A 13,813-nucleotide genomic window follows, 5' to 3' on the forward strand; every position below is an offset into this window, starting at 1 on the left:
TGGCATGGAGCTCACCACCGTCTGGTTCATCCTCATCGCGGTCCTGTGGATCGGCTACTTCGTGCTCGAGGGCTTCGACTTCGGGGTCGGCATGCTCTTCCCGGTGCTGGGCAAGGGCGACGAGCAGCTCGACGGGGAGACCCGCAAGCGCGTCATGCTCGGCACCATCGGGCCGGTCTGGGACGGCAACGAGGTGTGGCTGCTGACGGCCGGAGGCGCGACGTTCGCGGCCTTCCCCCACTGGTACGCCACGCTCTTCAGCGGCTTCTACCTGCCGCTGCTGCTCATCCTGGCCGCACTGATCGTGCGCGCCCTCGGCTTCGACTACCGCGGCAAGGTGGACAGCGTGCGCTGGCGCCGGCGCTGGGACCTGGCGATCTTCTGGGGCTCGCTGGTGCCCGCCCTGCTGTGGGGTGTGGCCTTCAGCAACATCGTGCGCGGTGTGCCGATCGACGCCGACAAGGAGTTCACCGGCACCCTGTTCACCCTGCTCAACCCGGTCTCGCTGCTGGGCGGCCTGGTCACGGTGACGCTCTTCACGGCATACGGGGCGCTCTTCCTCGCCCTCAAGACCGACGGGCCGATCCGCTACGAGGCGCGCGCCCTGGCCCTGAAGGCCGGGGTGGCCGCCGCCGCGCTGGCCGTCGTCTGGCTGGTGCTGCTGCACTCCGACACCGGCAACGCCGCGTCGTGGACGGTGGCGACCGTCGCCGCCCTGGCCCTGGTGGCGGCCCTGGCGACCGCCACCACCGGGCGCGAGGGCTGGTCCTTCGCCCTGGCGTTCCTCGCCGTCGGGCTGGCCGTCGCCTCGCTCTTCGTGGCGCTCTTCCCCGAGGTCATGCCCAGCACGACCGACCCGGCGTTCTCCCTCACCACGACCAACGCCTCGTCCACCGACTACACGCTGACGATCATGACCTGGGTCGCGGTGATCTTCACCCCGGTGGTCCTGCTCTACCAGTCGTGGACCTACTGGACCTTCCGCAAGCGCATCTCCGGCCACCACATCCCGACGGAGGTCGCGGCAGGCGCCCGCACCGAGGAGTCCACGGCCACGGCGTCCTCCCCCTGATGGGTCCGGTCGACCTCGGACCACTGCGCCGGCTCCCGGGCACCCGGGGGCCGGTGCGCCTGCTCGCCGGCGTCGGTGTGGTCTCGGGCGTGGTCGCGCTCGCACAGGCCGTCGTGCTGGCGTGGACGGTCACCGTGGTCGCCGGTGGCGGTGACCTGGGCCCACCGCTGACCTGGCTGGTGATGCTGGTCGTGCTGCGCGGTCTGCTCGCGGGCGCCTCGGAGGTCGTGGCACGGCGGGCCGGTCACGCCGTGGCCGCGGCGGTGCGTCTGCAGGTGCTGGGCCGGTGGCTGAGCCTGCCCGAGGGACGCCGCCCGGCCCCGGACGACGCGGTCACGCTCGCCGGGTCCGGGGTCACCGCGGTGGAGCCGTATGTCGCGCGCTACCTGCCCTCGCTGGTCACCGCCGGTGTCGTGCCGGCGCTGGCGGTCGCTCTGCTGGCGGTCGTCGACCCGTGGAGCGCACTGATCGTCGTGCTGACCCTGCCTCTGCTGCCACTGTTCGCCGCCCTCATCGGGATGCACACCCGGGTGGAGACCGAGCGCAGGTGGGCTGCGATGGCCCAGCTCGCCGGACACTTCCTGGACGTCGTCAGGGGGCTGCCGACCCTGGTGTCCTACGGCCGCGCGGAGGCCCAGGTCGACACGGTGCGCGCGGTCGGCGCGCGGCACCGCGACGCCACGGTGCGCACGCTGCGCACGGCCTTCATGTCCACGGCAGCGCTGGAGCTGCTGGCGACGATCTCGGTGGCCCTCGTGGCCGTCGCGGTCGGCCTGCGCCTGGCCTACGGCGCGATGGACCTGCAGGTGGGGCTGACCGCGATCCTGCTGGCCCCCGAGGCCTACTGGCCGGTGCGCCGCGTCGGGCAGGAGTTCCACAACGCCGCCGACGGGACGACCGCGCTCGACGAGCTCTCCGAGCACCTCACGCCACCGGAGCCACGGACCCCGGCCCCCGCCGGCGCGCCGGTGCGGGTCAGCGGCGTGACCTACGCGCATCCCGGACGCCCCGACACGCTGAGCGACCTCACGGTCGCGACCCCGCAGGGCCCGGGGCTGACGACGCTCACCGGTCCGTCGGGAGCCGGCAAGACCACGCTGCTCGAGCTGGTCGCAGGCCTGCGTGTGCCGCAGACCGGGTCGGTCACCGCTCCGGCGAGCCACCTGGCCACCCAGCGTCCCCTGGTGCTGCCCGGCACGGTCCTGGACACCCTGCGACTGGCCGACGCAGACGCCGAGGAGTCCTCCTGCCGCGCAGCGCTCGAGCAGGTCGGGCTGTGGGACGACCTCGCGGCGCGCGAGGGGCTGGCCACCCGGCTGGGTGACGACGGCTTCGGGCTCTCCGCCGGCCAGCGCACACGGCTGGCCCTGGCCCGCGCCCTCCTCTCCCCGCAGCCGCTGGTGCTGCTCGACGAGCCCACCGCGCACGTCGCCACGGCCGACGTGCCACGGCTGCACGACGTCATCGCTCAGCTGGCCACCCGGTGCCGGGTGGTGGCGGCCACGCACGACCCCGACCTGGTGGACCGTGCCGACAGCCGATGGACCCTGCGCCGGCCGCCCGAGGTGACGCAGCCGGCTGTCACCGTGACCGTGGACCCGCTGCCGGCCGTCGCCGTTCCCGACGAGGTGCCGGCGCCGGCGAGCCGCTGGCAGCGCATCGCTGCACGCCACCGGCTCGCCGCGGCCTGCGTGCTCGGTGGCCTGTCGGTCGCCTCCGGGGTGGCGCTCACCGCGACCTCCGGCTGGCTGATCGTCCAGGCGTCCTTCCAGCCGGTGGTGCTGACCCTGCTCGTGGCGATCGTGGGGGTGCGCGCCTTCGGCCTGGCGCGCCCGCTGCTGCGGTATGCCGAGCGCGTCGTCTCCCACGACGTCGCGCTCGCCGAGCTGGCAGAACGACGCACCGACGTCTACGCACGGCTCATCCCGCTCACCCCGGCCAGGCTCGGGCGTCGTCACCGCGGCGACGTGCTCACCGCCGTGGTGCGGGACCTGGACGACGTGGTCGACGAGAAGGTGCGCGTGACCGTGCCGTGGTGGTCGACCGTCATCGCCTCCCTCGCGGCGGTCGCCATCCTGACCGGGGTGCTGCCGGCGGCCGGGCTGGCGATGGCCGTCGGGGCCGTGGCCGCCCTCGCGGTCGGACGGCTGGGGCGGGGTCTGGAGCTCGCCGCGCAGGCCTCCGCCGTCGAGGCCCGGGGCACCGTGCTGCGTGAGACGACCTCCGTGGCCGGCCGGCTGACGCAGGTGCAGGCCGTGACCGGCCGCGAGGCGGCGGCGCGGGTCCTCACGCCGATCCGGCAGGCGCAGGACACGATGGGAGCGGCGGAGACCCGCCTGATCCAGGGACGGGCGGTGACGCTCGCGCTCGAGTGGCTCGTCGTGGCGGCGACCACCGCCGTGGTGGCCCGGCTGGCGTGGGAGGCCTTCGGCGCGGGAGCGCTGGAAGCGCCTCTGGCCGCCCTCGTGACGCTGACTCCCATGGCCCTGGCCGACGCCTTTGCGGGCCTGGCCGAGGTGGGGGGCTCGCGGGCACGGTCACAGGCTGCTGCCGCCAGGGTCGCACGGGTGCTGGACCAGGCACCCGCGGTGGCCGGCCGGGGACGCCTTCCGCTGGACGGGCCCGGCACACCGGTGGCTCTGGAGGAGGTCACCGCGTCGTGGACGGGACCCGGCACCGACCTGGGTCCGTTCACGCTCGCGCCGCTCCACCGGGGCGGGCGTGTGCAGCTGACCGGCCCCAACGGGGTGGGCAAGTCGACGGCACTGGCCGTGCTCGCGCGGCACCTCGACCCGTTGTCCGGGCGGCACACGATGGGGGGTGTCGACGTCCTGGACCTGGACCTGGCCGCAGCCCGCGCCGCCGTCGCGGTGGTCGACGACGAGCCGCACGCCTTCGCGGGAAGCATCCGGGCCAACCTGGCGCTGGCGGCGCCCCTCGCAGACGACGACAGCATGGCTGCGGCCCTGCGGGTCACCGACCTCGGTCGCTGGCTGGCCCGGCAGCCCGCCGGTCTGGACACCCCGCTCACCGGGCTCAGCGGGGGTGAGCGGACCCGCCTCGCGATGGCGAGAGCCGTGCTCTCCGGACGGCCGGTGCTGCTCCTCGACGAGCCGACGGCGCACCTGGACGACGTCACCGCGGAGCGCGCCATGGTCGGGCTCATCGCCGCCGACGACCACGACGGGGCCCGACGCGCGGTCGTCGTCGTCAGCCACAGACCTTTGAAAATCAGATGTTTAGACCGTCGAGAAGTGGGTACTTCCAGGTCAACGGAGGGTCAGGAGACCGTCAAGGGACGGTAAAGAACGCCTGCTCCCGGTGGGCGCGCACCCTGAGCCCTGTGCACGCCGGGAGCACCCGGCACCTCCCCCTTCCGCAGCGCGGCCGGTCTGCGGTGGTGCCCGGGCCCCAGGCCGCCTACCTTGGCGGGGACACGTCCCACCGAACGAGGAGACCCGATGGACACCATGGGCTGGGTGCTGATCGCCGTCGCGGTGCTGCTGGTGGTGGCCGTGGTGGCCGCTGCCGTGCTGCGCAAGCGCCGCCGGGAGCAGGCGCGGGACGAGGCCGTGCACCTGCGTGAGCGGGCAGGGGCCGCCGAGCACACCGTCGCGCAGCGCGAGGTCACCGCGCGCGAGACCCGCACCGAGGCCGAGGTCGCAGCCGCGGAGGCTGAGCAGGCCGAGGCCGAGGCCGAGGCGGTCCGTGCGGAGGCCGCGCGCGTGCGGGGTGAGGCCGACGAGCTCCAGGCCGAGGCCGACCGGAGGACCGAGGAGGCACGGCTCGAGCACGACCGCGTGACGGATGACTACCAGCGTGCCGACCAGCTCGACCCCGACCCCGACCGCGACGACCAGCGGTGAGCCCGCGCCTTCCCTCGTAGGTCAGGCGGCACCGGGGTCGGGCTGGTGGACACCGAAGACGTTGCCCTCCGGGTCCAGGTAGTAGCCCTGCCACGCCATACCGACGAGGGCCGTCTTGGCCAGGGCGACCTGACCGCCGGCCTCGAGGATGCGCTCGTGCGTGTCGTCGTAGTCACCGACCCCGACCGTGCAGACGAAGGCGTTGGCACCGTGGCCACCTGAGGGGGCGGGCGCCGGTCTCTGCACCAGCCCGCCGTTGATCCCGGCCTCGTCCTCCGGGCCGGTCACGATGCCCCAGTAGGGCGAACCGGTGAACTGGCCGTAGTCCTCGAAGGACCAGCCGAACACAGCGCCGTAGAACGTCCTGGCCCGTTCGATGTCGTCCACCTGGATCTCGAAGTGCACCACACGGGACATCTCGGGCCTCCTCGGCTCAGCCTGCTCACCTCACCTGACCTCTCCAGTCTGGCACCGACCACCGACGTCGCATCCGGACCAGGGACGTACGTCCCTGGTCCGCGCGCCGAGGACGGCGCAGACTGGTCCCATGAGGGGTGTGCTGTGTCCGGCCGCTCGCCGAGACCGACGTCGCCGCCGCGGTGTCGCGACCGTCGGGGTGGCCCTCGCGGTGGCGCTCAGCGCCTGCGGTGCCCCCGACACCCTCACCCCCGACCTGCCCGCCGCCACCTCCACGCCGACGGCCACGGCCACCGCAGCGCCCCCGTCCACCTCGACCCCGGAGCCGACACCGGAGCCGACCTCGGCCGGTCCGTCCGCCACCACCGACACCGCCACCCCCAGCCCCACCCCGGGCCCGACGCCGACGGCCACCGCCGACGACCCGACTTCCCAGGGCGTGCCCGAGGCGTGGCGGGGGGTCGACGTGGAGACCTTCGACACCTCTCGACGGGTGGTGGCACTGACCTTCGACGGGGGCGCGTCGAACATCGCGGTGGCCTCGGTCCTGGGCACGCTCGACCGGCTGGACGTGCCGGCGACGTTCTTCGTCACCGGTGCCTTCGCACGGACCTACCCGGCCAGCGTGCGCGCCATCGCGGCCGCAGGGCACGCCGTCGGCAACCACAGCGACACCCACCCCTCCTTCCCGGACTCGACCGACGAGGAGATCCGCACCGAGCTGGCGCGGGCCGACGCCTCGATCTCCGCGCTCACGGGCGAACGCACCGCGCCGCTCTTCCGCTTCCCCTTCGGCGACCGGACGCCGCTCGACATCCAGGTCGTCAACGACGCCGGCTACATCCCCTTCCGCTGGACGGTGGACACCCTGGGGTGGCAGGGCACCGACGAGGGCATCACCGTCGCGACCGTGCGCGACCGCGTCCTGGACACCCTGCAGCCCGGCCAGATCGTGCTGATGCACGTGGGGGCCCACCCCGACGACGGGTCCACCCTCGACGCCGACGCGCTGCCCGGCATGGTCGGCGACCTGCGCGAGCGCGGCTACGACTTCGTGACCATCCCCGAGATGCTCGGCTGAGCGGTCCCGGCCTGCTCACAGACCGCTGACCTCCAGCCCGAGCCAGGTGGCGAGCTCGTCGACCTCCGCGTGGACCGCCCGGGTGACGGTGGGGGTGAACGGCACGTCCTGGTGGAGCGCCTGGACCACCAGCCTGCCCGCCGTGCGGTCTGCGGTCGCGTCCAGCTTGCCGACGAGCCGGTCGCCGTGGAGCACCGGCAGGGCGAAGTAGCCCCAGCGACGCCGGTCCCTGGGCTTGTACATCTCCAGGACGTACTCGAAGTCGAACAGCTGCTCGGCCCTGACCCGGTCGTGCACGAGCCGGTCGAACGGCGACAGCAGCGCGGTGCGCCCCTCGAAGGGCAGGTCGAGGTATGCCGGGTGGACGCGCCAGGTCCCGGGGACCCCCTCGACCTCGGCCTCCTCCCCGGCCTCGCCGACGTAGGGCGGCTCACCCGGCATCTGCGGCCCGTCCGCACGGGCGATGCCGAGCGCTGTCAGGCGCCGTTCCTGTCGCTGTCGGGTGGCGGTCGCGAGGTCGAGCACGGGCAGGTCTGCGGGGTAGACGCGCTCCGGCAGGTCCCAGTAGCGCTGGCGGCCTCGGCGGCCGGCCACCGCGACCTCGCCCCGGGCGGCGAGCAGCTCCAGCATCCGGGTGATGTTGCGGTTGTTGGTCCAGCCGGAGGACGGCCAGGGTTCGACGCTGGTGTCAGGGATGTCGCGGGACAGCACCGGCCCCTGCCTGTCCAGCACGGCGAGGATGTCGCGCCGGAAGGGCTCGTTGGTCTGCAGCCACCTCGACACCGTGGTGTGCGCGGCTGCCTCGCGGACCTCCGCGAGGACGGCGGGCAGGTCGCGCGGGTGCCGGACGTAGGCCACGGTCTCGACGAGCCTGCGGTCCTCCTCCAGGGCGCGGACCAGCTCGTCGGGGTCGTAGCGGGAGCCCAGCCGGCTCCACAGGACGAGGTCGGCGCTCGGGGCGACCGCGGCCGTGGGGTCGACCTGCAGGAGCGTGAGCCGTTCGACCACCTCGACCAGGTCGGTCGGGCGCGGCAGGTCCAGCAGCTGCGCGTGGACCGCGACCCGGCGCGCCTGCCGCCTGCTGAGCCGGTGGACGACCATGCTGCCGACGATAGCGCCGGCCGCGGCGGGGGACCTGGCAGGGCGAGCGCTGCCTCACCCGGCACCCGCCCGCGCGAGATGTCAGGATGCGCGCATGGCGCTCAGCACCCGACAGGTCACGTACACCTCCTCGAGGTACCTCCGCGCGAACCGGTGGGACCGCCGGAACCTGGACATCGCGCGCGAGTCCGTCGACCCTCGGCCGGGGGAGCAGGTGCTGGAGGTCGGATGCGGTCGAGGCCACCTGGTCAAGGCCCTGCGTGAGGAGGGGGTGGAGGCGGTCGGGGCAGACCTGAACGACCACGTCGTCGCGCACGGGGTGAGCGAGGCGCTGCAGGCCGCTCCCGGCCATGACCTGCCGTACGACGACGGCCGGTTCGACGTCGTGCTCTCGTTCCACATGATCGAGCACGTCCCCGACATCGACGCGGTGCTCGCCGAGCTCGTCCGCGTGCTCCGGCCGGGTGGACGGCTGCTGCTGGTCTACCCCGCCGAGCCGGTGCGCGGGGCGTATGCCGTGGGCGCCTCCTTCGTCATGTACGGCCACCCGTTCGCCGCACGCCGCGTCCACCGCCACACCGTGCGCCCCGGCACCCTGGAGCCGCGGCTGGCGGCGCTGGGCCTGCACTCCCCGCAGAGCAGGTTCCGGCTGCTGACCACCCCGCAGTTCCAGACGGTGGCGCACCGCCCGGGTGCGCAGGAGCCCCCGTCCACGGGCTCACCGGGCAGCGCCGCTCACTCCCCGACCTGACCGGGGCAGTCCTCCGTGGCCGGCTGCGGCCAGGGGGCGGCCAGCACGTCCGCGGCCCGGGCCCGTCCGAGGTTCCAGCCCAGCGCGTCGTCCGAGGAGACGTCCCTGCGGCCGAGCACGCACCAGGCCAGGTCGGGCGGCAGGCCCTCCTCGACCACCGGCACGGCGTCGGCACCGAGGGTGGCGAGGTAGTCGAGGTCGAGCCTCCCGGTGGCCTCGAAGCGCTCGATGTTCTGCCGGGCCACCCACGCCTCCGGGTCGGCCAGCCCGACGGCCAGCAGCAGCGCCGCGCCGGAGGCGAGAGCTGCCCGCGGAAGCCACCACCCGGACAGCCGGACGCCGGCCACCATGACCAGGACGACCAGCAGGCCCAGCCAGACCTCGAAGGCGTCCACCAGCACCCGCAGCACGGTGAAGCCGTACGCCTCCTGGTAGACCGCCATACGGAACAGCGCCGACGCCACCACCACGAGGGTGAGGACGCACAGCGTGCCGAGCACCGCTCTCAGGAGCCGCCGGTCACCGGCGCCCGTCCGTGGGGCCTTGCGGACGGCGAGCGCGACCGTGGCGAGCGTCAGCGCCGTCGCCACGGTCAGCTGGGCGAACCCCTGGTGCACGTAGTCGGCATAGCTCATCCCCGTGGTGCGCCGCACGAAGTCGTGCCCGCCCCACATCGCGGAGGCCTGAGCCACCAGGAAGACCGCGAAGACGGCCACCACCACCCCGACCGGCACGAGCCACTCCCAGGCATTGCTCACCGGGCGGGCCGGTGGCAGTGCGACGACGTCCACCCGCGGCGGGTTGAGCGCCAGGTAGCACGCGGCGAGCACCACGCCGCCGACCACGAACCACACGAAGGTGCGCAGCACCAGGCTCTCGGCGATGTGCACCTCGGGCAGGATGCCGGCCACCCACGACCCGAACACCGCGTCCCCGGTGGCGAACAGCCCGCCGAAGACGACCAGGGCGAGCAGCGAGATGGCCGCCGTGCGGAGCACGGGCCACAGGAGCCGGTGCCGGCTGGTGGCCGATACGGTGCGGCCCAGCAGCGGCAGGCCGCGGACACCGCTGAGCACCCAGGCCGCAGGGCCGCTGAGCATCGCGGCCAGACCGCGGGCGTCGGTCAGCGCCGTGCTGACGAGGAGCCCGGCCACGGCCAGCACCAGCACGGGCAGCCACTCGGCCGCGCGCAGCGCGAGCAGTGAGGCCAGGCCTGCGCAGAGGACGACGGCCAGCACCGTCCACGGGCGACGGCGGTGGACCGAGAGCACCCAGACCAGGACGCCCGCCACCAGCAGCACGAGGACGGTCCCTCCCCCGATGTCCCGGTAGGGCAGCACGGCGGCGGCCAGGGCCCCGACGGCGACCGAGGCGTAGAGCGGCCCGGGAGCGGTGTGCGGTCCGCGCTCCGGCCAGAGGTCAGCGACCGACAGTGACACTGCGCGCGGCTCATCCTCGACCACCGCACCCCCAGGCACCGTGTCCGGGGTCGCCTGAGGCCGCTGCTCGGGGTCGCGGGGCAGCAGGGCCCGCACCGTCGCGCCCGTGCTGCCCAGCCGGGAGGGCAGGGCCTGGATGGAGCCGCCGTGCAGCCTGCACACCCATCCGGCGATGGCCAGCCCGAGGCCGGTGCCGCCGCCGCTGCGGTCGCCGGTCCCGAACCGGCTGAAGGCCTGGCGCGCCTGCTCCGCCGGGAGGCCCGGGCCGTCGTCGGCCACCTCCAGCGACCACCGGCCGTCCTCCTCGGCGGCGGCGCGCACCCGCACCACCCCGTCCGGAGGGTTGTGCCGCATCGCGTTGTCGAGCAGGTTGGCCACGACCTGCGCCAGGCGGGCGGCATCGGCCCGGACGACCAGGTCGGGTGGCTCCACGGCCACCTCGAGGCGCACCGGCCTGCCGCTGACCGTGGCCTCGGCGACCGTCCGGTCGAGCAGTTCGGCGACACGCACCCGGTCGAGGTGCAGCGGCACCGCGCCGCCGTCGATGCGGCTGAGGTCCAGCAGGTCGGCGACGAGTGCGCTGAGCCGCTCCGACTGCAGCAGGGCGGTCTGCAGCGCCGCGTCGTCGGGGCTGACCACGCCGTCGACGAGGTTCTCGAGCAGGGCACGCTGCGCGGCCAGCGGTGTGCGCAGCTCGTGGGAGACCGTGGCCACCAGGTGGCGGCGTTGCTGCTCGGCGGTGGCGAGGTCGTCGGCCATGGTGGTGAACGCACGGGCCAGCCGGCCGACCTCGTCGGCCGAGGTGGCGCTCACCCGGGTGTCGTAGTCACCGCCCGCCATCCGCGACGCGGCATGGGTCATCTCGCGCAAGGGAGAGGTCATGCCCCGGGCCAGCCACTGGGTGACCCCGAGGGCCGCCGCCAGGGTGACCGGCAGGGTCAGCCAGGCCGGGACACCGGCCCGCCTGCCCACCTCGAGCACCACCACGGCCGCCAGGATGCTGAGGGCGACGAGCAGGCCGATCTTGACCTTGATGGAGGCCACCCCGTCCAGCGGGCGGTCCGTGCGCGAGGGGCGAGGCGTCATCCCTGCACCTCCAGCGCGTAGCCGACGCCGTGGACCGTGCGGACCCGGGCCGCCCCGATCTTGGCGCGCAGCGACTTGACGTGGCTGTCCAGGGTGCGGGTGCCTCGGGCGTCGGCCCAGCCCCACACCTCGCTCATGAGCGACTCGCGGCTGCGGACGGTGCCGGGCTGCTCGGCGAGCACGGCGAGCAGGTCGAACTCCAGGGGCGTCAGGTGGACCTCGGCCCCGGCGAGGTGCACCCTGCGGGCAGCACGGTCGAGCACGACGTCACCCACCGTGAGTGCAGGCTCCCGACCGGCCGCCAGCTCGACGGCACGGTCGACCCGTCGCAGCAGCGCCCGGACGCGGGCGACGAGCTCCCGCATACGGAACGGCTTGGTCAGGTAGTCGTCGGCGCCGACGCCCAGGCCGACGAGCACATCAGTCTCCTCGACCTTGGCCGTGAGCATCAGCACCGGCACCGGTCGCTGGGCCTGGACGCGCCGGCACACCTCCAGCCCGTCGATGCCGGGGAGCATCAGGTCGAGCACGACCAGGTCGGGCGCGTGCTCGGCGAAGGCGGTGAGTGCCCCCGGGCCGTCCACGGCACGCGCCACCGCGAACCCCTCGGCGGTGAGCCGGTCGGACAAGGCCTGGTTGATGGTCGGGTCGTCCTCGACGACCAGCACCGTGCGGGCTTCCTCGCTCTCCTGCGTCATGCTCCTGACACTAGGCGCGGGAGGCCGGGTGGGGTGTCCGCGCGGTGTGCAGATCCTGTGAAGGTCCTCCGTCACCCGCGACGGGCGACTGGTCGCGCAGTGCTGCCACGCTCGCGCCGGGCTGCAGGTCGAGCCGGCGCAGGCGCTGGGCGTTGAGCGCGACGATGACGGTGGACAGCGACATCAGGAGCGCCCCCACCGACATGGGCATGACGAACCCGACGGGTGCGAGCACCCCGGCCGCGAGCGGGACGGCGACGAGGTTGTAGCCCGCCGCCCACCACAGGTTCTGCTTCATGGTGCGGTATGCCGCGCGGGACAGCTGGATGACGGAGAGCACCGAGCGAGGGTCGTCGCTGGCCAGCACGACCCCGGCGGAGGCGACGGCGACATCCGTCCCGGCGCCGATGGCCACGCCCACGTCGGCCTGCGCCAGCGCCGGTGCGTCGTTGACCCCGTCGCCCACCATGGCGACGGTGCGACCCTCGGCCTGCAGCTCCACGACCTTCTCGGCCTTGTGCTCGGGTCGCACCCCGGCGAAGACCTGGTCGATGCCCAGATCGGCCGCCACCGCCCGAGCCACCGGCTCGGCGTCGCCGGTGATCATGACCACCCGGATGCCGAGGTGGTGCAGGGTGTCGACGGCCTCCCGGGACTCCTCGCGCACCTCGTCGGCCACCGCCACCGCACCGATGACCGCTCCGTCCCGGGTGACGTGCAGCACCGTGGACCCGTGCTCGGCCCATGCCTGCGTGCCGGCGAGCGCGTCCAGCCCCTCCTCGGTGAGCAGGTGGGGTCCGCCCACGCGCACGGCGCGTCCCTCGACGGTGCCGCTGACGCCGACCGCCGGCGAGGAGGAGAAGCCGTCGGCGCGGGGCACCGTGAGACCACGGGACTCCGCGGCTCGCACGACCGCCCGGGCCAGCGGGTGCTCGCTGTCGGCCTCGACCGCAGCGGCCAGGGCGAGCACCTCGTCCTCGGAGTGGCCGTCCACGGCCTGCACCTCGCCCACGGCGGGCTCACCCTGGGTGAGCGTGCCCGTCTTGTCGAGCAGCACGGTGTCGACGGTGCGCATCTGCTCCAGCGCCATCCGGTCCTTGATGAGGACCCCACCTCGGGCCGCCCGCTCGGTCGTGATCGAGACGACCAGGGGGATGGCCAGCCCGAGAGCGTGCGGACAGGCGATGACGAGGACCGTGACGACCCGGACGAGCGCGGTGCCGGGGGTGGCGAAGGACAGCCATGCCACCGCGGCCAGGGCCGCGGCGCCGAGGGCGAACCAGAACAGCCAGCCGGCGGCACGGTCGGCCAGCCGCTGGGCACGCGTGGACGAGCTCTGTGCGTCCGCGACCATGCGCTGGATGCCGGCCAGCGTCGTGTCGTCACCCACGGCCGTGATCCGCACCCGCAGGGCCGAGTCGGTCGCCACCGTGCCGGCGACGACCGTGTCGCCCACACCGCGACGGACGGCGACGGACTCCCCGGTGATCATCGACTCGTCGACGGCGGCCGCACCGTCGACGACCTCACCGTCGGCCGGGACCCGGCCACCGGGGCGCACCACGACGACGTCGTCGAGCGACAGCTCGGTGGGTGGCACCGTCACCGTGCGGTCGCCCTCGACCCGCTCGGCCTCGTCGGGCAGGAGCGCCGCGAGCGACTCCAGGGCCGAGGACGTCTGGGCCAGCGACCGCATCTCGATCCAGTGGCCCAGCAGCATGATGACGATCAGCAGGGCCAGCTCCCACCAGAAGTCCAGCTCGTGGGGCAGCAGGCCGATGCTGGCGGCCAGCGAGGCCACGAACGCGACGCTGATCGCCATCCCGATGAGCAGCATCATGCCCGGTGTGCGGGCCCTGAGCTCGGCGACGGCACCGGTATAGAAGGGCCGCCCTCCCCAGACGTACATGACCGTGCCGAGCACCGGGGCCACCCACCGGATGCCGGGCACCTCGGGCAGGTCGTAGCCCAGCAGGTCGGCGAACATCGTGCTGGTGAGCACCGTCGGCACCGCGAGCACGAGCATCACCCAGAAGAGCCTGCGGAACATCGCGACGTGGTCGCCGTGGTCGTGCCCCCCATGCCCGTCGTGCCCATGGTGGCCGTCCGTGCCCGTGTGCCTGCCGTGCGCGACGGCCTCCCGGTCGACGCCGCCGTGCCGGTCCTCCGGCGTCCGGCCCGCGTGCCCTCCGTGGTCGGTCATGTCGCTCACTCCGTCCGGTCGCCTACACTCCTGTATACCCCTATGGGGTATATATGGCAAGGCTGGGACAGGCCGCGGTTGCCGACACCGCGGGCACCG

Annotated in this window: 10 protein-coding genes; 5 read left to right on the plus strand and 5 right to left on the minus strand. The window is 74.0% G+C overall.

The window, feature by feature from the left end; translation table 11 throughout:
• The first annotated feature begins 4 nt into the window (after positions 1–4).
• The 3 genes from cydB to LVO85_RS08015 all read left to right on the plus strand — a co-directional run bounded on the left by cydB (position 5) and on the right by LVO85_RS08015 (position 4,938).
• On the plus strand, positions 5–1,072 hold the full coding sequence (gene cydB, locus LVO85_RS08005; protein WP_232746900.1) for a cytochrome d ubiquinol oxidase subunit II: 1,068 nt from the start codon (positions 5–7) through the stop codon (positions 1,070–1,072).
• On the plus strand, positions 1,072–4,377 hold the full coding sequence (gene cydD, locus LVO85_RS08010) for a thiol reductant ABC exporter subunit CydD (RefSeq protein ID WP_232746901.1): 3,306 nt from the start codon (positions 1,072–1,074) through the stop codon (positions 4,375–4,377). The genes cydB and cydD overlap by 1 nt, the downstream gene beginning before the upstream one ends.
• Positions 4,378–4,533: 156 nt before the next feature.
• Positions 4,534–4,938 carry a hypothetical protein gene (locus tag LVO85_RS08015; protein WP_232746902.1) on the plus strand — a complete coding sequence of 135 codons (405 nt, stop codon included), beginning with the start codon at positions 4,534–4,536 and terminating at the stop codon, positions 4,936–4,938.
• A 21-nt stretch (positions 4,939–4,959) separates the two neighbouring features.
• Here LVO85_RS08015 and LVO85_RS08020 read toward each other — a convergent pair whose 3' ends face one another.
• Entirely contained in the window at positions 4,960–5,355 is a 396-nt protein-coding gene (locus tag LVO85_RS08020) for a VOC family protein (protein ID WP_232746903.1), read from the minus strand.
• Positions 5,356–5,485: 130 nt separating this feature from the next.
• On the opposite strand from LVO85_RS08020, the gene LVO85_RS08025 reads away from it, so the two are divergent.
• On the plus strand, positions 5,486–6,436 hold the full coding sequence (locus LVO85_RS08025) for a polysaccharide deacetylase family protein (RefSeq protein WP_232746904.1): 951 nt from the start codon (positions 5,486–5,488) through the stop codon (positions 6,434–6,436).
• A 15-nt stretch (positions 6,437–6,451) separates the two neighbouring features.
• Here the strand turns inward: LVO85_RS08025 and LVO85_RS08030 are convergent, their stop codons facing one another.
• A complete protein-coding gene (locus LVO85_RS08030) occupies positions 6,452–7,537 on the minus strand; it encodes a DNA glycosylase AlkZ-like family protein (RefSeq protein ID WP_232746905.1) in 1,086 nt (361 codons plus the stop codon).
• Between the two features lie 94 nt (positions 7,538–7,631).
• On the opposite strand from LVO85_RS08030, the gene LVO85_RS08035 reads away from it, so the two are divergent.
• Positions 7,632–8,288: a class I SAM-dependent methyltransferase gene (locus LVO85_RS08035; RefSeq protein ID WP_232746906.1), complete on the plus strand. Its 657-nt coding sequence runs from the start codon at positions 7,632–7,634 to the stop codon at positions 8,286–8,288.
• Here the strand turns inward: LVO85_RS08035 and LVO85_RS16745 are convergent.
• From LVO85_RS16745 to LVO85_RS08055, 3 genes are read right to left on the minus strand one after another with little or no spacing between them, the layout of a single operon-like run.
• Positions 8,273–10,813 (minus strand): DUF4153 domain-containing protein, encoded by a 2,541-nt coding sequence (locus LVO85_RS16745; protein ID WP_269813206.1) that lies wholly within the window; start codon positions 10,811–10,813, stop codon positions 8,273–8,275. The genes LVO85_RS08035 and LVO85_RS16745 overlap by 16 nt on opposite strands.
• The gene (locus tag LVO85_RS08050; RefSeq protein WP_232746907.1) at positions 10,810–11,511 is read right to left on the minus strand and encodes a response regulator transcription factor; all 702 of its coding nucleotides are present in this window, start codon (positions 11,509–11,511) and stop codon (positions 10,810–10,812) included. The genes LVO85_RS16745 and LVO85_RS08050 overlap by 4 nt, the downstream gene beginning before the upstream one ends.
• Before the next feature lie 10 nt (positions 11,512–11,521).
• Positions 11,522–13,714, minus strand: a complete 2,193-nt coding sequence (locus tag LVO85_RS08055; protein WP_232746908.1) for a heavy metal translocating P-type ATPase — start codon at positions 13,712–13,714, stop codon at positions 11,522–11,524.
• Positions 13,715–13,813: the final 99 nt, after the last annotated feature.

The organism is Ornithinimicrobium sediminis, from assembly GCF_021272345.1.
In the GTDB taxonomy this organism is placed as follows: Bacteria; Actinomycetota; Actinomycetes; order Actinomycetales; family Dermatophilaceae; genus Ornithinicoccus; species Ornithinicoccus sediminis_B.

Excerpts from the sequence above, each read along its gene's own strand:
- LVO85_RS08025 (WP_232746904.1), top strand. The coding sequence starts at position 5,486 with ATGAGGGGTGTGCTGTGTCCGGCCGCTCGCCGAGACCGACGTCGCCGC.
- LVO85_RS08050 (WP_232746907.1), bottom strand. The coding sequence starts at position 11,511 with ATGACGCAGGAGAGCGAGGAAGCCCGCACGGTGCTGGTCGTCGAGGAC.
- LVO85_RS08030 (WP_232746905.1), bottom strand. The coding sequence starts at position 7,537 with ATGGTCGTCCACCGGCTCAGCAGGCGGCAGGCGCGCCGGGTCGCGGTC.
- cydB (WP_232746900.1), top strand. The coding sequence starts at position 5 with ATGGAGCTCACCACCGTCTGGTTCATCCTCATCGCGGTCCTGTGGATC.
- LVO85_RS16745 (WP_269813206.1), bottom strand. The coding sequence starts at position 10,813 with ATGACGCCTCGCCCCTCGCGCACGGACCGCCCGCTGGACGGGGTGGCC.
- cydD (WP_232746901.1), top strand. The coding sequence starts at position 1,072 with ATGGGTCCGGTCGACCTCGGACCACTGCGCCGGCTCCCGGGCACCCGG.
- LVO85_RS08035 (WP_232746906.1), top strand. The coding sequence starts at position 7,632 with ATGGCGCTCAGCACCCGACAGGTCACGTACACCTCCTCGAGGTACCTC.
- LVO85_RS08020 (WP_232746903.1), bottom strand. The coding sequence starts at position 5,355 with ATGTCCCGTGTGGTGCACTTCGAGATCCAGGTGGACGACATCGAACGG.
- LVO85_RS08055 (WP_232746908.1), bottom strand. The coding sequence starts at position 13,714 with ATGACCGACCACGGAGGGCACGCGGGCCGGACGCCGGAGGACCGGCAC.
- LVO85_RS08015 (WP_232746902.1), top strand. The coding sequence starts at position 4,534 with ATGGACACCATGGGCTGGGTGCTGATCGCCGTCGCGGTGCTGCTGGTG.